Source organism: Pseudomonas sp. SMV7 (assembly GCF_052041995.1).
In the GTDB taxonomy this organism is placed as follows: Bacteria; Pseudomonadota; Gammaproteobacteria; order Pseudomonadales; family Pseudomonadaceae; genus Aquipseudomonas.
In genome coordinates this window covers 235,547-254,706 of sequence record NZ_JBKGGT010000005.1, presented here as the reverse complement: position 1 = coordinate 254,706, position 19,160 = coordinate 235,547, and the positions used below count along the sequence as shown (strand labels likewise).

Sequence of the window (19,160 nt, the reverse complement as noted above, 5' to 3'; positions counted from 1 at the left end):
ATGTTCTTAATTACCGCTCAGCGCTGCCTGACGTGCCGAAGCCCTGATTTTACGCTTGCTACGCTGCACGCCGTACACCCCCAACAAAGGCCCAACGGCCAGGCCAATCACCAGCGCGGCAAGTACCAGCACCGCAACCGGCATGGCTGGAGCAGACCAACCAAACAGGACCAACGAGACGGTTTGCTGGTTCTCCAGCACGAACAACAGCACCACAACCGCCAACAGCAGCACGAACACCGCCGCCAGGGCGCGCTTGAGGTTACGCATCAGTTTGCTCCTTGTGGAATCAGGTGTGGGCCTCGTGTTCTTCTTCATTGACCCGATCACGCAACTCTTTGCCGGGTTTGAAGTGCGGCACGAACTTGCCTTCGAGGCTGACCGACTGGCCGGTCTTAGGGTTACGGCCGACACGCGGTGCACGATAATGCAGCGAGAAGCTGCCAAAACCACGGATCTCGATACGATCACCGGTGGCAAGGCATTGTGACATCTGTTCAAGCATGGTCTTGATGGCCAACTCCACGTCCTTGGACGAGAGCAGCCCCTGATGGGTGACAATACGTTCGATCAGCTCCGACTTCGTCATATTTTTCCCTTCGTTATCAAGCAGCTAGATCATTGCTTAACCAGTTTGTAGCACGCTGGAAGGGATTTGAACAGGGTGGTTCTTGACTTAATAAAAAAATTCAAGATTGAAGTTTTGCAGGAATGGTCTAGCCGGCGACCCTGGAAGGTGCCGAACCGGCGGGCCTGGCGCCCATCGGGTCAGGCCAGCTGCTGCTGGGGGTTTGCCTTGGAAAAGCGCTTGCGCATCGCCAGGGCAGGCTTTTCCACCAACTCCCACGACACATACCCTGCCAACCAGGACGCTGGCACCGCCGCCAACATCAGCCAGTAAGGCCCGGCCCATGGCATCGCCTCTGCCAATACCTGCTGGATCGGAAAGGCGTACAGGTAGATGCCGTACGAGTAATCCTGCACCCATGGAGGCAGCTTCAACTGCGGGCAGTAAGCGAAGTACAACGTGCCGTAGAGCGTCAGCACGGCGCAGGCAAACACCTCGAAACGCCCACCCTTGCTCAGTAGCAACAATCCGGCACAAGCAAGCAGCAACCACCACCCGTACGGGATCAGCGCCCGGCACGAATAGAACGCCGAGCCAGCCAGGAAACACACTACCAGCTTGAACGGGTACTCCGCATAAGCCGGATGCAGGGTATGCAGCCCCAGCGCAAACAGCAGCGCCGCAAGCGTCAGCCCCGCCATCGGCCACCGGCAAGCCCTGGCCACCAGCACCAATAGCCCTAGCACCAGGTACATGCGCATTTCCAACGGTATGGTCCACAAGCTGCCATTGACCGAAATCCCGTAGTTTCGCGGAGTAAAACTTACCCCGGGCAGCACGAACTGGGCATCCTTGAGTACCAGCAAGGGACTGTAGACGTACCGGTAGACCTGGCGCTGGGAAAGATACTCGGCCAGGGGCAGCGAGGTCGCCAAAGGCCCCAGCACGAAGGCCATCAACAACAGGCACACCAGCAACCCGGGAAAGATTCGCAGCGCCCGTGCCAGGTAGAAATTTCGCGGGCTGTTGCTCACGCCGCTGGCGGTAATCAGCAAGCCGCTGAGCATGAAGAACACTTCCACACCCAGACTGTGGACAGGTACTGGCAGGCCGAGCCATAACGCTGGGTCGCTACAACTGGCGCATTCACGATAGGACAATGCGTAGGAATGGCCGACCACCACAGCGGTCGCCGCCAGCAGCCGAATGACCAGGAAATTGTTGTCGCGACCGCGCCCGCTCATAACGTCGGCGAACATCAACATCACCCAATCCCCCTCGGCCATGGCTAATTCATAGCACAAAAAAAGGGCGACCCGAGGGTCGCCCTTTTTTACCGATCAAACAGAACTCAGTTCTGCTTGGCCATTGCTTCGCGCAGCAGCGCAGCCATGGTGGTGTCGGCAGCCGCTTCCGGAGCGTTTTTCAGGCTCTGGATGGCTTCGCGCTCTTCAGCATCGTCCTTCGATTTGATGGACAGGCTGATAACGCGGGACTTGCGGTCAACGCTGATGATCTTGGCTTCGATCTCTTCGCCTTCCTTCAGGACGTTACGCGCGTCTTCAACGCGGTCACGGCTGATTTCGGAAGCTTTCAGAGTAGCTTCGATGTCGTCGGCCAGGGTGACGATGGCGCCTTTGGCGTCAACTTCTTTCACGATGCCCTTGACGATAGCGCCCTTGTCATTGACAGCAACGAAGTTGGAGAACGGATCGTCTTCCAGCTGCTTGATGCCCAGGGAGATGCGCTCGCGCTCTGGGTCGACCGACAGGATGACGGTTTCCAGCTCGTCGCCCTTCTTGAAACGACGTACGGCTTCTTCGCCGGTTTCGTTCCAGGAGATGTCGGACAGGTGAACCAGGCCGTCGATGCCGCCGTCCAGGCCGATGAAGATACCGAAGTCGGTGATCGACTTGATGGTACCGGTGATCTTGTCACCCTTGTTGAACTGGCCGGAGAAGTCTTCCCATGGGTTGGACTTGCACTGCTTGATGCCCAGGGAGATACGACGACGCTCTTCGTCGATGTCCAGAACCATGACTTCCACTTCGTCGCCAACCTGAACGACTTTCGACGGGTGGATGTTCTTGTTGGTCCAGTCCATTTCGGAAACGTGTACCAGACCTTCAACGCCTTCTTCCAGCTCAGCGAAGCAGCCGTAGTCGGTCAGGTTGGTAACGCGAGCCTGTACGCGAGTACCTTCTGGGTAACGGGCAGTGATAGCTACCCACGGATCTTCGCCCATCTGCTTCAGACCCAGCGAAACGCGGTTGCGCTCACGGTCGAACTTCAGAACGCGTACGTCGACTTCGTCGCCAACGTTAACGATTTCCGACGGGTGCTTGATGCGCTTCCAGGCCATGTCGGTGATGTGCAGCAGGCCGTCGATACCGCCCAGGTCCACGAATGCGCCGTAGTCGGTGAGGTTCTTGACGATACCCTTGACTTGCTGGCCTTCCTGCAGGGTTTCCAGCAGGGCTTCGCGCTCGGCGCTGTTCTCGGCTTCCAGCACGCTGCGACGGGAAACGACAACGTTGTTGCGCTTCTGGTCCAGCTTGATGACCTTGAATTCCAGCTCTTTGCCTTCCAGGTGGGTGGTGTCGCGCACAGGGCGGACATCAACCAGGGAGCCCGGCAGGAACGCACGGATGCCGTTAACGTCGACAGTGAAGCCGCCCTTAACCTTACCGTTGATAACGCCCTTGACCACTTCTTCGGCGGCGAAAGCTGCTTCCAGAACAATCCAGCACTCGGCGCGCTTGGCTTTTTCACGGGACAGCTTGGTTTCGCCAAAGCCGTCTTCGACCGCGTCCAGCGCAACGTGAACTTCGTCACCGACCTTGATGGTCAGCTCGCCAGCTTCGTTGTAGAACTGCTCGAGCGGGATGACGCCCTCGGACTTCAGGCCAGCGTGTACGGTAACCCAGTCGCCGTCGATGTCGACAACGATACCGGTGATGATCGCACCCGGCTGAAGATTGAGGGTTTTCAGGCTTTCTTCAAAGAGTTCTGCAAAGCTTTCGCTCATTTTAATTCCTGTAGATTCGGGCGAAACATACGCCCCTCGCCACATTCCAGACAATGTGGGTCTGTTTTAAGTAAAGGAAAGCGGGCAGGACGTTGACTGGTGCCCCTGCCTGCCTTCCTGGCTATCAGAGCAGGTCGCGCAGGGCGAGCTCACTCTTGATACGTTGCAACACCTGCTCGATGGACAACTCGGTAGAGTCCAACTGAATGGCATCGGCCGCTGGTTTCAGCGGGGCCACTGCACGTTGGGTGTCACGTTCATCACGCGCACGAATCTCATCCAGCAGACTCGACAGACTAACATCTTCACCCTTGCCCTTCAACTGCAGATAACGGCGGCGCGCGCGCTCCTCCGCACTGGCGGTGAGGAATATCTTCAGCGGCGCATCGGGGAATACCACGGTGCCCATGTCCCGGCCATCGGCGATCAGGCCAGGCAGTTCACGGAAGGCACGCTGGCGTTCCAGCAGCGCATCGCGTACCGCAGGCAGCGAGGCGACCATCGAGGCACCGGCACCGACGGTTTCGGTACGGATAACCTGGCTGACATCCTCGCCTTCGAGGATGGTTTGCTGCAGCTTACCGGGCTGGGCTGCGATGAACTGCACATCCAGATGAGCGGCAAGCTTGGTCAGCAGCTCTTCGTTGGTCAGGTCGACGCCGTGGTTGCTGGCGTTGAACGCCAGCAAGCGGTACAACGCGCCGGAGTCCAGCAGCTTCCAGCCCAGCTCCCGCGCCAGCAGGCCGGCAACGGTGCCCTTGCCGGAGCCGCTTGGCCCGTCGATGGTGATGACCGGCGCCAGGGCACTCACGACTTGCCCTCTTCCGCCACGCGGATACCCACTTCGGCGCACAGCGCCAGGAAGTTGGGGAAGGAGGTGGCGACGTTGGCGCAGTCGTGGATGCGGATCGGCGCGCTGGCACGCAGCGAAGCCACGCTGAAGGCCATGGCGATGCGGTGGTCACCGTGGCCATGCACTTCACCACCGCCGAGCTGACCGCCGTCGATGATGATGCCGTCCGGGGTCGGCTCGCACTTGATGCCCAGGGTGGTCAGGCCGTCGGCCATCACCTGGATACGGTCGGATTCCTTCACCCGCAGTTCTTCGGCGCCACGCAGCACGGTACGCCCTTCGGCGCAGGCAGCGGCGACGAACAGCACCGGGAACTCGTCGATGGCCAGTGGCACCAGCGCCTCCGGGATGTCGATGCCCTTCAGGCGGGCGCCACGCACCCGCAGGTCGGCCACCGGCTCGCCGCCGACTTCACGCTGGTTTTCCAGGGTGATGTCGCCGCCCATCAGGCGCAGGATGTCGATCACGCCGGTACGGGTCGGGTTGATGCCGACGTGCTCCAGCACCAGCTCGGAGCCTTCGGCGATGGACGCGGCCACCAGGAAGAAGGCTGCCGAGGAAATGTCGGCCGGCACTTCGATACGGGTCGCCGTGAGCTTGCCGCCGGACTGCAGCGAGGCCACCGGGCCGTTGCTTTCGACGTTGTAGCCGAAGCCGCGCAGCATGCGCTCGGTGTGGTCACGGGTAGGCGCGGGCTCGGTGACGGTGGTCTTGCCTTCGGCATACAGGCCGGCCAGCAGCAGGCAGGATTTGACCTGGGCACTGGCCATCGGCAGCGTGTAGGTCAGCGCCTTGAGCTTGTGGCCACCGCGAATGGTCAGCGGCGGGCGGCCTTCAGGGCCGGTCTCGACCACGGCACCCATTTCGCGCAGCGGGTTGGCCACCCGGTTCATCGGGCGCTTGGACAGCGAAGCGTCGCCGGTCATGGTCACATCGAACGGCTGGCCGGCCAGCAGGCCTGACAGCAGGCGCATCGAGGTACCCGAGTTGCCTACATACAGCGGCCCGGGTGGCGGCTTGAGGCCATGCAGGCCAACGCCGTGAATGGTCACGCGGCCGTGGTTGGGGCCTTCGATGACCACACCCATGTCGCGGAAAGCCTGCAGGGTTGCCAGCGCGTCTTCACCTTCGAGGAAACCTTCGACCTCGGTAGTGCCTTCGGCCAGCGAGCCGAGCATGATCGAGCGGTGAGAAATCGACTTGTCGCCCGGTACGCGGATTCGCCCGGACAGGCGGCCACCCGGTTGGGCCAGGAAAATCAGATCGTTGGCGTTCATAGCGTCCACATAGGCCCGGCGGGCCAGGATTTTACTGAAATGCTCGCGGGCTACCCGAGCGCGGGTGAATACACCCAGCAGCTGGTGCCCGTCCCCTTCAGCGATCGCGTCACGCAAGGCGTCGAGATCGCTGCGATATGTATCAAGCGTGCGCAGGACAGCATCGCGGTTGGCGAGGAAGATGTCGTGCCACATGGTCGGGTCACTGCCGGCGATTCTCGTGAAATCGCGGAAGCCTCCCGCAGCGTACCGGAAGATCTCGAGGTTTTCATTGCGCCTGGCCAGCGAATCGACCAGGCCGAAGGCCAGCAGGTGTGGCAGGTGGCTGGTGGCGGCCAGCACTTCGTCGTGGCGCTCGACCGACATGTGTTCCACGTCGGCTTCCAGCGCGCGCCACAGGCGGTCGACCAGGGCGAGGGCGGCCGGGTCGGTTTCCGCCAACGGCGTGAGAATGACCTTGTGCCGGCGGAACAGGGCGGCGTTGGACGCCTCTACCCCGCTCTGCTCGGAACCGGCGATCGGGTGGCCGGGGACGAAGCGCGACAGGCGTTCGCCGCCCTCGCTCGGAAAAACGGCGCGCGCTTCACGCACCACGTTGCCCTTGGCGCTGCCGACATCGGTGATGACGGCGTTGCCGAGGTCGAGCGTGGCCAGGCGGGCGAGCAGTTTTTCCATGGCCAGGATCGGCACCGCCAGCTGGATGACATCGGCGCCGACACAGGCAGCGGCGAGGTCTTCTTCGCAGCGGTCGACCACGCCCATGGCCACGGCCTGCTTGCGCGAGGGGGCGTCCAGGTCGACCCCGACCACTTCGCGGCACAGGCCGCTTTCACGCAGGCCCTTGGCGAACGAGCCACCGATCAGGCCGAGGCCGACCACGACCAGGCGGTCGATGATTGGCGCGGGTTTGGTTTTTGCTGCATTTACCACTGGTGCGAACCCTGTTCAGAAATCTGGGCAGTCTTGAGGCCCATGGGGCTGCGTTGCAGCCCATCGCGACGCAAGGCCGCCCCTGCGAGGAATTGTGTACGCCTGCAGGAGCGGCCCCGGCAAATTTCGCTCAAAGCACCGCCTTCGGATAAGAGCCCAGCACCTTCAGCGCCACAGCTTCCTGGCTGATCTGCTCGAGCACTGCCTTGATCAGCGGGTCACGATGGTGGCCGACGAAATCGATGAAGAATACGTAGGTCCACTTGCCACTGCGCGACGGGCGGGTCTCGATGCGAGTCAGGTCGATACCGTTCTGGTGGAACGGTACCAGCAACTCGTGCAAGGCACCCGGCTTGTTGCTCATCGAAACGATGATCGAGGTCTTGTCGTCGCCGGTTGGCGGCACTTCCTGGTTGCCGATCATCAGGAAGCGCGTGGAGTTGTCCGGGCGGTCTTCGATCTTTTCGGCCAGGCGGGTCAAACCATACAGGTTGGCGGCCATGTCGCCGGCGATCGCCGCCGAGTTCCACTCGCCCTTGACCCGCTTGGCCGCCTCGGCATTGCTCGACACAGCCACGCGTTCCACGTTCGGGTAGTGCGCGTCCAGCCACTTGCGGCACTGGGCCAGCGACTGGGCGTGGGAGTAGATGCGGGTGATGCTGTCGGTCTTGGTGTTCTCGCCCACCAACAGGTGGTGGTGGATCCGCAGCTCGACTTCGCCGCAAATCACCATGTCGTGCTCGAGGAAGCTGTCCAGGGTATGGCTGACTGCACCCTCGGTGGAGTTTTCCACCGGTACCACGCCAAAGTTGACGGCACCGGCCGCCACCTCACGGAACACTTCGTCGATAGCCGCCATCGGCCGGCTGACCACCGCGTGGCCGAAGTGCTTCATGGCCGCGGCCTGGGTGAAGGTGCCTTCAGGGCCCAGGTAGGCGATTTTCAGCGGTTCTTCCAGGGCCAGGCACGACGACATGATTTCGCGGAACAGCCGCGCCATCTCTTCGTTGTCCAGCGGGCCCTTGTTGCGCTCCATCACGCGCTTGAGCACGGCAGCTTCACGCTCGGGGCGGTAGAACACCGGTTTTTCGCCTTCGGCCAGCGAGGCGGTCTTGACCTTGGCCACTTCCTGGGCGCAACGGGCACGCTCACTGATCAGCTCGAGGATCTTCTCGTCAAGGCTGTCGATGCGAACGCGCAGCGCCTTCAGTTCGTGCTCGGACATCAGCCGTGCTCCTTCTCGAATTCGGCCATGTAGGCCACCAGGGCTTCCACCGCCTCAAGGCCCAAGGCGTTGTAGATGGAGGCGCGCATGCCGCCGACCGAACGGTGGCCCTTGAGGTTGAGCAGGCCACGGGCATCGGCGCCAGCGAGGAAAGCCTTGTCCAGGCGTTCGTCAGCCAGGCGGAACGGCACGTTCATCCACGAACGGGCGTTGTGGCTGATCGGGTTGGTGTAGAACGCGCTGCTGTCGATGAAGCCGTACAGACGGTCTTTCTTGGCGCGGTTGCGCTGCTCCATGGCCTCGACGCCACCCTGCTCCTTCAACCACTCGAATACCAGGCCCGAGAGGTACCAGGAATAGGTGGCCGGGGTGTTGTACATCGAGCCGTTGTCGGCCGAAACCTTGTAGTCGAGCATGGTCGGGCAGCTGCTGCGGGCGTGGCCCAGCAGGTCTTCGCGTACGATCACCACGACCAGGCCGCTTGGGCCGATGTTCTTCTGCGCGCCAGCGTAGATCAGGCCGTACTGCGAAACATCGATCGGGCGCGAGAGGATGTCCGACGACATGTCGACCACCAGCGGTACGTCACCCGTCTCGGGTACCCAGTCGAACTGCAGGCCACCGATGGTCTCGTTGGATGCATAGTGTACGTACGCCGCGCTCTTGGTCAGGTTCCACTCGTTCTGGCCCGGAATGGCCAGGTAGTCGTAGGGCTTGGCGCTGGCAGCAACGTTGACATTGCCGAAGCGGCGCGCTTCCTCGATGGCCTTTTTCGACCAGATGCCGGTCTCGATGTAGTCGGCGGTGCCGTTTTCCGGCAGCAGGTTCAGTGGAATTTCAGCGAACTGCTGACTGGCGCCGCCCTGCAGGAACAGCACCTTGTAATTGGAGGGGACGGACAGCAGGTCACGCAGGTCCTGCTCGGCCTTTTCGGCGATGGCCACGTAATCGTCGCTGCGATGGCTCATTTCCATCACCGACAAGCCCTTGCCACGCCAATCCAGCATCTCGGCCTGGGCGCGCTGCAGAACAGCGTCAGGAAGCGCAGCAGGGCCTGCGCAGAAGTTAAAGGCTCGTTTGCTCACATCCACTCTCGCTCTAATAGATCTAAACAGCTAGTTCTGCGGGAACCCTGTGGGAGCGGGCTTGCCCGCGAACACCGGCAAAGCCGGTGCCATGCATCGCGGCGCCTGATTCGCGGGCTTGCCCGCTCCCACAGGGCCAGGCATTGCCCGGCCTAATCAGTCAAACGGGGCGACCTTGGTCGCCCCGTTCGGGTTTAACGCTTGCTTACTCCTGCGGGGCCTCTTCAGCGCCAGCAGTTTCGTCATTGTCTGGCGCTTCAGCCACGACGCCCTCCTCGTCCGTCTCGATCACATCATCGAGTTCGTCCTCGGACGGCTCCTGGATACGCTCCAGGCCTACGAGTGTCTCGTCATTGGCCAGCTTGATCAAGGTCACGCCCTGGGTGTTACGGCCCAGGCTGGACACTTCGCCAACGCGGGTCCGCACCAGCGTGCCCTGGTCGGAAATCAGCATGATCTCTTCGCCTTCCTGCACCTGGATAGCACCGATCAACAGGCCATTGCGCCCTTTGGTGCCCATGGCGATCACGCCCTGGCCACCACGGCCGCGACGCGGGAACTTGGACAGCGGGGTGCGCTTGCCGAAGCCACGCTCGGAGGCGGTGAGGATCTGCGCGCCGGACTCCGGGATCAGCATGGAGATGATCCGCTGGCCCTTGCCCAGCTTCATGCCACGCACACCACGGGCGTTACGGCCCATTTCGCGCACCACGCTTTCAGCGAAGCGGATCACCTTGCCGGCGTCGGAGAACATCATGACTTCCTTGGCGCCGTCGGTGATGGCCGCTGCAATCAGGGTGTCACCTTCCTTCAGCTTCAGGGCGATCAGGCCATTGGAGCGCGGACGGGCGAACTGCACCAGCGGGGTCTTCTTCACGGTACCCGAAGCGGTGGCCATGAAGATGTAGGCGCCGGTCGGCTCGGCAACCCACTCAGGGGTATCGCCGTCTTCCTCGTCGACTTCCTCGGCCTCGACCACTTCGCCTTCGAGCACGGTGTCTTCCGCGTCCTCCAGCTCTTCGTCAGCGCCAGCGCTCTGTTGCAGGGCCTCGAGGTCGATCTGCAGCATGGCGGTGATGCGCTCACCCTCCTCCAGCGGCAGCAAGTTGACCATCGGGCGGCCGCGGGCGGCGCGGGAGGCTTCAGGAATGTCGTAGGTCTTCAGCCAGTACACCTTGCCCTTGCTGGAGAACAGCAGCAGGGTGGCATGGCTGTTGGCGACCAGCAGGTGCTCGACGTAGTCCTCGTCCTTCACCCCGGTGGCCGATTTGCCTTTGCCGCCACGGCGCTGGGCCTGGTAGGCGGACAGCGGCTGGGTCTTGGCGTAGCCGCCGTGGGAGATGGTCACCACGCGCTCTTCTTCCGGGATCATGTCGCCGTAGTTGAGGTCGTGGCGCGCATCGAGGATCTCGGTGCGGCGGGCATCGCCGTATTCGGCGCGGATGGCTTCCAGCTCTTCGCGGATCACTTCCATCAGGCGCTCGGCGCTGCTGAGGATGCGGATCAGTTCACCGATCTGCTCGAGAATTTCCTGGTATTCGGCCAGCAGCTTCTCGTGCTCCAGGCCAGTCAGGCGGTGCAGGCGCAGGTCGAGAATGGCCTGGGCCTGCTCCGGCGACAGGTAATACTTGCCTTCACGCAGGCCGTACTGCTCCGGCAGGTCTTCCGGGCGGCAGGAATCGGCGCCGGCGCGCTCGACCATGACCTGCACGGCGCTGGATTCCCAGGCGGTGGACACCAGGGCTTCCTTGGCTTCGGACGGGGTCGGCGAGGCCTTGATCAGGGCGATGACCGGGTCGATGTTGGACAGCGCGACCGCCTGGCCTTCAAGGATATGGCCGCGTTCGCGGGCCTTGCGCAGCTCGAACACGGTACGGCGGGTCACCACTTCGCGGCGGTGACGGACGAACGCTTCGAGCAGGTCCTTGAGGTTGAGCAGGCGCGGACGGCCATCGACCAGGGCGACGACGTTGATGCCGAACACGCTCTGCAGCTGGGTCTGCGAATACAAGTTGTTGAGCACCACCTCCGGCACCTCGCCGCGACGCAGCTCGATGACGATGCGCATGCCGTCCTTGTCGGACTCGTCGCGCAGCTCGGTGATGCCTTCGATCTTCTTCTCTTTGACCAGCTCGGCGATCTTCTCGATCAGGCGTGCCTTGTTCAGCTGGTACGGCAGCTCGGTAACCACGATCTGCTGGCGGCCGCCGGCCTTGTCGATGTCCTCGATTTCGGAGCGGGCGCGCATGTAGATGCGGCCACGGCCGGTGCGATAGGCCTCGATGATGCCCTGGCGGCCGTTGATCAGGCCGGCAGTCGGGAAGTCCGGCCCCGGGATGTGCTGCATCAGCTCATCGATGGTGACATCCGGGTTGTCGATGAGTGCCAGGCAGCCGTCGATGACCTCGCCGAGGTTGTGCGGCGGAATGTTGGTCGCCATGCCCACGGCGATACCGCTGGAACCGTTGACCAGCAGGTTGGGAATACGGGTCGGCATGACCGCCGGGATCTGTTCGGTGCCGTCATAGTTGGGCACCCAGTCGACGGTTTCCTTGTGCAGGTCGGCCAGCAGTTCGTGGGCCAGCTTGGCCATGCGCACTTCGGTGTATCGCATGGCCGCGGCGTTGTCGCCGTCCACCGAACCGAAGTTGCCCTGGCCGTCGACCAGCAGGTAGCGCAGCGAGAACGGCTGGGCCATACGCACGATGGTGTCGTAGACCGCGGTGTCGCCGTGCGGGTGGTACTTACCGATCACGTCACCGACCACACGGGCGGATTTCTTGTACGGCTTGTTCCAGTCGTTGCCCAGTTCACTCATCGCATAGAGGACGCGACGATGCACGGGCTTCAAGCCGTCACGCGCATCGGGCAGCGCCCGCCCGACAATCACGCTCATCGCGTAGTCGAGGTAGGACTGTCTCAGTTCGTCTTCGATATTGACCGGGAGGATTTCTTTGGCCAGTTCGCCCATGAGAAGCCTGATTCCTTTTTCTGGTGAAACTTCGCAGCTCCATCAAGGGCCGAACGAAGCTCGCCGCCGCAGCGCATAAGGGTGCGACGACTTACGACAAATCAATGAGTTGTGCCATGGATCTGCGCAATGAAGGCCGCCGTGGTGGGCGGTCCTGGAAACTGCCGGATGTTATCACAAAGGCAGGCACGGTGGGGAGATGTGGCAGGGGCCTCACACGAGGGTAAATCTGGATTTTTTATAGCCTGTGCTGACCTCTTCGCGGGTAAACCCGCTCCCACAGGTACACCACCGCCCCCAGGCCTTGTGCTATCCCTGTGGGAGCGGGTTTACCCGCGAAGAGGAACAGGCACTACGAATATCAGTGCAGGCGCTTGCGGCACAGCAACTGCGCCAGCTTGGCAGTATCCGGCCGCTCGACGATGCCTCGCTCGGTCACAATCACGTCGATCAGGTCCGCCGGGGTCACGTCGAACACCGGGTTGAACACCTCGACATCCGGCGCGACCCGGGTGCCGCCAATGTCCAGCAGCTCGTCGGCCGCGCGTTCTTCCAGGGGGATGTCTTCGCCCGTGGCCAGGTTGAAGTCGATGCTGGTGCTCGGCGCCACCACCATGAAGCGCACCCCGTGGTGCATGGCGCTGACCGCCAGCTGGTAGGTGCCGATCTTGCCGGCCATGTCGCCATTGGCGGCCACGCAGTCAGCGCCCACCACCACCCAGGTGATGCCCTTGGTTTTCATCAGGTGGGCCAACGCCGAGTCGGCGCACAGGGTCACCGGGATGCCTTCGTTGGCCAGCTCCCAGGCCGTCAGGCGCGAACCCTGCAACCAGGGACGGGTCTCGCCGGCATATACCCGCTCGACCATGCCCTCCAGATAACCGGCACGGATCACCCCCAGCGCGGTGCCGAAGCCGCCGCTGGCCAGGGCGCCGGCATTGCCGTAGGTAAGCAGGGTCTGGGCGTTGCCCTGGTGGCGGCGGACCAGCTCGATGCCATGCTGGGCCATGGTCAGGTTGGCTTCCCGGTCGCTTTCATGGATGGCCAGTGCTTCAGCTTCCAGCGCTGCCAGCACATCTTCGTCCGGGCGCAGGCGCTGCAGGCGCTCGCGCATGCGGTTCAGCGCCCAGAACAGGTTGGCGGCGGTGGGGCGCGCCTCGGCCAGCAACAGGAAGTCCTCTTCCAGGTCCATTTCCCAGTCGCCGCCCTGGGCCAGGCGCTCTTCCACGGCCAACACCAGGCCGTAGGCCGCCACGATGCCGATGGCCGAGGCGCCGCGTACGGCCATGTCATGGATCGCTGCCGCCACCTGCGCGACATTGTCGCAGGCCAGCCAACGCTCTTCCGACGGCAGCAGGCGCTGGTCGAGCAGGTGCAAGACGCCGCCCTGCCAGCGGATCGCGGTCACCTTCTCCGCCGCCAAAAGTCGCTCGCGCATCGCCTCTCCCCGTCGTTCGGATATCAAAAGCCGGCGATTATAGCGACCCTCGGGGCCAAGCGCTCGGGTATACTCCGGCGCAATTTTGCGAAGTTTCAGAGGACTGTTCAATGAGCAACGTCGACCGCGCCGAAATCGCCAAGTTCGAAGCGCTGGCCCACCGCTGGTGGGACCGCGAAAGCGAGTTCAAGCCGCTGCATGAAATCAACCCGCTGCGCGTCAACTGGATCGACGAGCGCGCCAGCCTGGCCGGCAAGAAAGTGCTGGACGTGGGTTGCGGCGGCGGCATCCTCAGCGAGGCCATGGCCCTGCGCGGCGCCACCGTAACCGGCATCGACATGGGCGAGGCGCCGCTGGCCGTGGCCCAGTTGCACCAGCTGGAGTCGGGTGTGCAGGTGGAATACCGGCAGATCACCGCCGAAGCGCTGGCCGAGGAAATGCCCGAACAATTCGATGTGGTCACCTGCCTGGAAATGCTCGAGCACGTGCCCGACCCGTCCTCGGTCATCCGCGCCTGCTATCGCATGGTCAAGCCGGGCGGCCAGGTGTTCTTCTCCACCATCAACCGCAACCCCAAGGCCTATTTGCTGGCGATCGTCGGCGCAGAGTACATTCTGAAGATGCTGCCGCGCGGCACCCACGACTTCAAGAAGTTCATCCGCCCCTCCGAGCTGGGCGCGTGGAGCCGCGTTGCCGGGCTGCAGGTCAAGGACATCATCGGCCTGACCTACAACCCGCTGACCAAGCACTACAAGCTCAGCAGCGACGTGGACGTCAACTACATGATCCAGACCCTGCGCGAGGAATGAGGATGCGTTTGCAAGCGGTTCTCTTCGACATGGACGGCACCTTGCTCGACACGGCGCCGGACTTCATCGCCATCTGCCAGGCCATGCTCGCCGAGCGCGGCCTGCCGGCCATCGACGACCAGCGCATCCGTGACGTGATATCCGGCGGCGCCCGCGCCATGGTTGCCGCCACGTTCGCCATCAGCCCCGAGACCGAAGGCTTCGAGGCCCTGCGCCTGGAGTTTCTCGAGCGCTACCAGCGCGACTGCGCGGTACACAGCAAGCTGTTCGACGGCATGGCCGAGCTGCTGGCCGATATCGAGAAAGGCAACCTGCTGTGGGGGGTGGTCACCAACAAGCCGGTGCGCTTCGCCGAGCCGATCATGCAGCAGCTGGGCCTGGCCGAGCGTTCGGCACTGCTGATCTGCCCGGACCATGTGAAAAACAGCAAGCCCGACCCGGAGCCGCTGATCCTGGCCTGCAAGACCTTGAACCTGGACCCGGCCAGCGTCCTGTTCGTCGGCGACGACCTGCGCGACATCGAGTCCGGCCGCGATGCGGGCACCCGTACGGCGGCGGTGCGCTACGGCTATATTCATCCAGAGGACAACCCCAACAACTGGGGCGCCGACGTGGTGGTGGACCACCCGCTGGAGCTGCGCAAAGTGATCGACAGCGCGCTGTGCGGCTGCTGAGTAGCAACGGCTGACGCCAGACTCTGTGGGAGCGGGCAAGCCCGCGAAGCAGGCACTGCTGTGGATGGCACCGGCTTTGCCGGTGTTCGCGGGCGCGCCCGCTCCCACACGGTCTGTCGCGCCATAAAAAGGGAATACGCAATGTTCGACTACACCGCCCGCCCCGACCTGCTGCAAGGCCGGGTCATCCTGGTTACCGGTGCCGGCCGTGGCATCGGGGCCGCCGCTGCCAAGGCCTACGCCGCACTGGGCGCCACCGTGCTGCTGCTGGGCAAGACCGAGGCCAACCTCAACGAGGTCTACGACCAGATCGAAGCTGCCGGTCACCCGCAACCGGTGGTGATCCCGTTCAACCTGGAAACCGCCCTGCCCCACCAGTACGACGAGCTGGCGGTGATGATCGAGGAGCAGTTCGGCCGCCTCGACGGCCTGCTCAACAACGCCTCGATCATCGGCCCGCGGACGCCGCTGGAGCAGTTGTCGGGTGACAACTTCATGCGCGTAATGCACATCAACGTCAACGCCACGTTCATGCTTACCAGCACCTTGCTGCCGCTGCTCAAGCTGTCGGAAGACGCTTCGGTGGTATTCACCAGCAGCAGCGTCGGGCGCAAGGGCCGGGCCTACTGGGGCGCTTATGGCGTGTCGAAATTCGCCACCGAGGGCCTGATGCAGACGCTGGCCGACGAACTGGAAGGCGTGGCGCCGGTGCGCTCGAACAGCATCAATCCGGGCGCCACGCGCACGGCGATGCGCGCCCAGGCGTACCCCAGCGAGAATCCGCAGAACAACCCGCTGCCGGAAGCGATCATGCCGCTGTACTTGTACCTGATGGGGCCGGACAGCAAAGGCGTGAACGGGCAGGCGTTCGACGCCCAGTAAGGCACGGGTTGCCGCGGCTGGCCGGCAGCCCATCGCTACACAAGGCCGGTCCAGCAGGGGTTCGCCCCACCCTGCAGGACCGGCCTTGCCGCAATGGCTGCGCAGCGGCCCGGGCCTTACCCCGCCACCAATGCCGGGCGCATGTGACCCTGCTGGCGGCCTTCCAGCTGCATGCAGCGTTCCAGGAACAGGTACATGCAGTCATAGCTTTTGCATATCGCCCTGCGCAGTTCGGTGCGCAGCCCCAGAGTCGGGTTCTCGCCGGCCAGGGTGCAGATGATCTCCAGCGCCTCCCACGGGTGCGCGTCGTCATACTGGGCATGCATCTTCAGCCACTTCATCGCCCGCTTGCGTTCATCCTCCGCAAAGCCCAACGCATAGGTGTCGGTCGAACACACCACCGCCGACCACTCTCCGGTCGCGCCTTCGATGGCGTAATTGGTCGCCGCCATGGAGATCGCCAGGTTTTCGGTGCAACACACGCGCCAGCACCAGTCGTTCAGGCCGTTCAGCTCGGGCGGTACGTTCTGCGCCTGCAGTTCATGCAGATGCACGCCATGCGCCTGGGCCCAGTTGACCCAATAGTCGGCATGGTTGAGCTCGACGCGGATATTGCGCATCAGCCAGCGCCGCGCCATATCCTCGCCCTGGTGCCGGCCATAACGGGTCTTGGTCAGGTTGTGCGCCATGTACAGCGAGAACTGCTCCACCACCGGCCAGCCACCGATCAGGTACTGACGAATGGTCGATTGCTTCAGCTGGCCATCACGCAACCGTGCGTAGAACTCGTGTTCCACGACCCGGCGCTTGCTTTCGCGGCAATCCTCAATCAGTTGCTGGGCCCATTGGGGGTAGCTGGCAGGGTCCATCAGAGGGCCGATACGAACGAATGCATCAATCACTTTGAGCTCCTTGATCCTTGCGATCACTAGCTAACGAAACGTGCCAGGTGCCCGCTGCAACAGAGGCCGGGTGGCGATCCGTTGGCGCTGCAGACTGTCACAGGTGAACACCTGGGGGCGTTCAATCAGGTAGCCCTGGGCGTAATCAACGCCAATCTCCTGCAAGGCCTGCTCGATCAAGGGTGTTTCGACGAACTCGGCAATGGTGCGCTTACCCATTACATGACCGATGTGATTGATGACCTCGACCATTGCCCGGTTGACCGGGTCGTCGAGCATGTCCTTGACGAAACTCCCGTCGATCTTCAGGTAATCCACGGGCAAATGCTTGAGGTAGGCGAACGATGACATACCAGCGCAGAAATCATCGAGCGAGAAGCGACAGCCCAGCCCCTTCAATTCGTTGATGAAGCGGATGGCGCTGCCGAGGTTGGCAATCGCGCTGGTTTCGGTGATTTCGAAGCAGATCATCCGCGGCGGGATGGCATATTCGACGAATAACCGTTGCAGGTATTCGAGGAACTTGTCATCGCCGATGCTCGACCCCGACAGGTTGATCGCACAGATCGACAGCGGCCCTTCCCGCTCCTGGTCCAGGCACTGGCGGATGACCTGGAACACATTGCGCACCACCCAACGGTCCAGCGCGGTCATCAGGCCATAGCGTTCGGCCGCCGGTATGAAGCTGTTGGGCAGGATGGTGCGACCGCTTTCGTCGTGCAGGCGCAACAGGATCTCGATATGGCCCGGCCCTTCGAAGCTTTTCAGCGGGGCGATTTCCTGGGCGTACAGGCAGAAGCGGTTTTCCTCCAGCGCCACATGCAAACGCTGGATCCAGGCCATTTCGCCAAAGCGCATGGACAGCTCGCTGTCGTCGGCGTGGTACACCTGCACACGGTTGCGGCCCTTCTCCTTGGCCATATAGCAGGCCATGTCAGCTGCGCGCAGCGAGGCCTCCAGCGTACCCGGGGCCTGGGCCATGTGCACCAGGCCGATACTGACGGTGGTGACGAACGGCCGCCCTTTCCATACGAAGTGCAGGCTCTGCACCAGCTGGCGCAACTGCTCGGCAATGCGTTCGGCCTGGTCGGGCGGGCAACTTTCCAGCAGCACGCCGAATTCGTCACCGCCCAGGCGGGCCAGGGTGTCGCCTTCACGCAAGCCGGACTGCAGCACGGCACAGATGTGCCGCAGCAATTCATCGCCAGCGGCATGCCCACAGGTGTCGTTGACCAGCTTGAACTGGTCGAGGTCGAGGAACATCAGCGAATGCCGCCCGGCCTGGCGCGCCAGGTCATTGAGCGCCTGCTCCAGGCGGTATTCGAACTCGCGGCGGTTGGCCAGCCCGGTCAGGGCGTCGTGGGTGGCCTGCCAGGACAGGTTGGCGATGTACTGGCGTTCCTGGGTCATGTCATGCAGCACCAGCACGATGCCGCTGACCTGGCCGTCATTGACGATGGGCGAACCGACCAGGTTGATCGACACGGTACTGCCGTCCAGGCGCTGGATCAGCCGGGCATGCTCGGCGCCGCCCTTGAGGCTGCCGCTGAGTACCTGCTCGACCAGGCTGCGGCCATCCTCTGCGGCCTGCTCGTCCACCAGACTGAACAATGCCGACAACGGCAGGCCCTGGGCCTGGGCCGCCTGCCAGTGGGTCAGTTGTTCGGCGGCAGGGTTCATGTAGCCGATACTGCCCTCCACATCAGCGGTGATCACCGCGTCGCCGATGGCCTGCAAGGTGATCTGCGCCCGCTCTTTTTCCACCTGCAGTGCACTGGCAAAGGCCTCGCGCTGGGCCAGCAGCTTGCTGGAGCGGCGCCAGGCAATGGCAATCAGAAACAGTGCCGTCACCAGGTTGGTGATCAGCAGCACCCGCAACAGCATGCGCGAGCCTTCGCCCAGGGCATCGCTGAATGCCTTGGCAGCCGGGGTCACGCCTTCGTTGATGGTGACGATGCGCGCCTTCCATTCGCTGACCGTACGGGCGTCTACCGGGCCAGCGGCAAACTTGCTGCGCATTTCGACGGCGAGCAGGTCCAGCCTGGCCAGGTAGTCGTCGCCGATGTTCCAGTAGTCGATCGCCGTCTGCATGTAGCTGAGGTTGCGAAAGTTGCGATAGAACCAGATGATCCGCTCGACATCGTCGGGGTGGTTGCCGCCTTGCAGCACGGCCTGGCGCGCGGCATCCAGGTCGGGAACGGGCTGGTCGAGCACTTCGCGCACGCGCTGGTCGCCCTGGGGCACGGCTATTGCCTGGCGGTAGCGCTGGTAGGTAATGTCGTCGCGGGTCTCGGCGTACAGGTCGAGGTAATAGATAGCGTCTTTCTGCGCCTTGGACCACAGGCTTTCACCCGCGACATAGGCGCGCACGGCCGATAGCGCATAGAAACTGACGCTGCCCAGGGCCACCTGGAAGACCACAACGGCGATGAAGGGCCAGGTGATGCCGAGCAGCTTTGGCGCTTCTAGAGTGCGATGTCCCTTCATGGAGTCCCTGTCACAGAGCAGATAAGGCGCA

15 protein-coding genes are annotated in these 19,160 nt (G+C 62.9%); 3 read left to right on the top strand and 12 right to left on the bottom strand.

Annotation, left to right across the window (positions count from 1 at the left end; all coding sequences use genetic code 11):
• Positions 1 to 6: 6 nt before the first annotated feature.
• The 10 genes from ACLEJP_RS08990 to mtnA all read right to left on the bottom strand — a co-directional run bounded on the left by ACLEJP_RS08990 (position 7) and on the right by mtnA (position 13,375).
• Positions 7 to 270: a lipopolysaccharide assembly protein LapA domain-containing protein gene (locus ACLEJP_RS08990; RefSeq protein ID WP_440805643.1), complete on the bottom strand. Its 264-nt coding sequence runs from the start codon at positions 268 to 270 to the stop codon at positions 7 to 9.
• A 19-nt stretch (positions 271 to 289) separates the two neighbouring features.
• Entirely contained in the window at positions 290 to 589 is a 300-nt protein-coding gene (ihfB, locus tag ACLEJP_RS08985; RefSeq protein ID WP_013971456.1) for an integration host factor subunit beta, read from the bottom strand.
• A gap of 179 nt (positions 590 to 768) precedes the next feature.
• On the bottom strand, positions 769 to 1,827 hold the full coding sequence (locus tag ACLEJP_RS08980; protein WP_440805640.1) for an acyltransferase family protein: 1,059 nt from the start codon (positions 1,825 to 1,827) through the stop codon (positions 769 to 771).
• Positions 1,828 to 1,919: 92 nt separating this feature from the next.
• Positions 1,920 to 3,596, bottom strand: a complete 1,677-nt coding sequence (gene rpsA, locus ACLEJP_RS08975; RefSeq protein ID WP_003252673.1) for a 30S ribosomal protein S1 — start codon at positions 3,594 to 3,596, stop codon at positions 1,920 to 1,922.
• Between the two features lie 124 nt (positions 3,597 to 3,720).
• Positions 3,721 to 4,407, bottom strand: a complete 687-nt coding sequence (gene cmk / locus ACLEJP_RS08970; RefSeq protein ID WP_225776774.1) for a (d)CMP kinase — start codon at positions 4,405 to 4,407, stop codon at positions 3,721 to 3,723.
• On the bottom strand, positions 4,404 to 6,623 hold the full coding sequence (locus tag ACLEJP_RS08965) for a bifunctional prephenate dehydrogenase/3-phosphoshikimate 1-carboxyvinyltransferase (RefSeq protein WP_440805723.1): 2,220 nt from the start codon (positions 6,621 to 6,623) through the stop codon (positions 4,404 to 4,406). Before ACLEJP_RS08965 ends, cmk begins: the two co-directional genes overlap by 4 nt.
• A gap of 163 nt (positions 6,624 to 6,786) precedes the next feature.
• A complete protein-coding gene (pheA, locus tag ACLEJP_RS08960) occupies positions 6,787 to 7,881 on the bottom strand; it encodes a prephenate dehydratase (protein ID WP_112249310.1) in 1,095 nt (364 codons plus the stop codon).
• Entirely contained in the window at positions 7,881 to 8,966 is a 1,086-nt protein-coding gene (gene serC / locus ACLEJP_RS08955; protein ID WP_440805638.1) for a 3-phosphoserine/phosphohydroxythreonine transaminase, read from the bottom strand. The genes pheA and serC overlap by 1 nt, the downstream gene beginning before the upstream one ends.
• Before the next feature lie 205 nt (positions 8,967 to 9,171).
• Positions 9,172 to 11,937, bottom strand: a complete 2,766-nt coding sequence (gene gyrA, locus ACLEJP_RS08950; protein ID WP_296235444.1) for a DNA gyrase subunit A — start codon at positions 11,935 to 11,937, stop codon at positions 9,172 to 9,174.
• A gap of 361 nt (positions 11,938 to 12,298) precedes the next feature.
• Positions 12,299 to 13,375, bottom strand: a complete 1,077-nt coding sequence (gene mtnA / locus ACLEJP_RS08945) for an S-methyl-5-thioribose-1-phosphate isomerase (protein WP_440805636.1) — start codon at positions 13,373 to 13,375, stop codon at positions 12,299 to 12,301.
• Between the two features lie 110 nt (positions 13,376 to 13,485).
• On the opposite strand from mtnA, the gene ubiG reads away from it, so the two are divergent.
• The 3 genes from ubiG to ACLEJP_RS08930 all read left to right on the top strand — a co-directional run bounded on the left by ubiG (position 13,486) and on the right by ACLEJP_RS08930 (position 15,740).
• A complete protein-coding gene (gene ubiG, locus ACLEJP_RS08940; RefSeq protein WP_025338098.1) occupies positions 13,486 to 14,184 on the top strand; it encodes a bifunctional 2-polyprenyl-6-hydroxyphenol methylase/3-demethylubiquinol 3-O-methyltransferase UbiG in 699 nt (232 codons plus the stop codon).
• A 2-nt stretch (positions 14,185 to 14,186) separates the two neighbouring features.
• Positions 14,187 to 14,858, top strand: coding sequence for an N-acetylmuramic acid 6-phosphate phosphatase MupP (gene mupP, locus ACLEJP_RS08935; RefSeq protein WP_200627036.1), 672 nt, complete (start codon positions 14,187 to 14,189; stop codon positions 14,856 to 14,858).
• Between the two features lie 141 nt (positions 14,859 to 14,999).
• Entirely contained in the window at positions 15,000 to 15,740 is a 741-nt protein-coding gene (locus ACLEJP_RS08930) for a YciK family oxidoreductase (RefSeq protein ID WP_440805634.1), read from the top strand.
• A gap of 116 nt (positions 15,741 to 15,856) precedes the next feature.
• On the opposite strand, the gene ACLEJP_RS08925 is transcribed toward ACLEJP_RS08930, so the two are convergent.
• Together ACLEJP_RS08925 and ACLEJP_RS08920 are read right to left on the bottom strand one after the other, a co-directional pair.
• Complete coding sequence (locus tag ACLEJP_RS08925; RefSeq protein ID WP_225776766.1) at positions 15,857 to 16,642, bottom strand: TenA family transcriptional regulator; 786 nt, start codon at positions 16,640 to 16,642, stop codon at positions 15,857 to 15,859.
• A gap of 30 nt (positions 16,643 to 16,672) precedes the next feature.
• The gene (locus ACLEJP_RS08920; RefSeq protein WP_440805632.1) at positions 16,673 to 19,129 is read right to left on the bottom strand and encodes an EAL domain-containing protein; all 2,457 of its coding nucleotides are present in this window, start codon (positions 19,127 to 19,129) and stop codon (positions 16,673 to 16,675) included.
• Between the last annotated feature and the right edge of the window lie 31 nt (positions 19,130 to 19,160).

Excerpts from the sequence above, each read along its gene's own strand:
- ubiG (WP_025338098.1), top strand. The coding sequence starts at position 13,486 with ATGAGCAACGTCGACCGCGCCGAAATCGCCAAGTTCGAAGCGCTGGCC.
- ACLEJP_RS08930 (WP_440805634.1), top strand. The coding sequence starts at position 15,000 with ATGTTCGACTACACCGCCCGCCCCGACCTGCTGCAAGGCCGGGTCATC.
- gyrA (WP_296235444.1), bottom strand. The coding sequence starts at position 11,937 with ATGGGCGAACTGGCCAAAGAAATCCTCCCGGTCAATATCGAAGACGAA.
- ihfB (WP_013971456.1), bottom strand. The coding sequence starts at position 589 with ATGACGAAGTCGGAGCTGATCGAACGTATTGTCACCCATCAGGGGCTG.
- ACLEJP_RS08980 (WP_440805640.1), bottom strand. The coding sequence starts at position 1,827 with ATGTTCGCCGACGTTATGAGCGGGCGCGGTCGCGACAACAATTTCCTG.
- pheA (WP_112249310.1), bottom strand. The coding sequence starts at position 7,881 with ATGTCCGAGCACGAACTGAAGGCGCTGCGCGTTCGCATCGACAGCCTT.
- mupP (WP_200627036.1), top strand. The coding sequence starts at position 14,187 with ATGCGTTTGCAAGCGGTTCTCTTCGACATGGACGGCACCTTGCTCGAC.
- rpsA (WP_003252673.1), bottom strand. The coding sequence starts at position 3,596 with ATGAGCGAAAGCTTTGCAGAACTCTTTGAAGAAAGCCTGAAAACCCTC.
- mtnA (WP_440805636.1), bottom strand. The coding sequence starts at position 13,375 with ATGCGCGAGCGACTTTTGGCGGCGGAGAAGGTGACCGCGATCCGCTGG.
- ACLEJP_RS08990 (WP_440805643.1), bottom strand. The coding sequence starts at position 270 with ATGCGTAACCTCAAGCGCGCCCTGGCGGCGGTGTTCGTGCTGCTGTTG.
- ACLEJP_RS08920 (WP_440805632.1), bottom strand. The coding sequence starts at position 19,129 with ATGAAGGGACATCGCACTCTAGAAGCGCCAAAGCTGCTCGGCATCACC.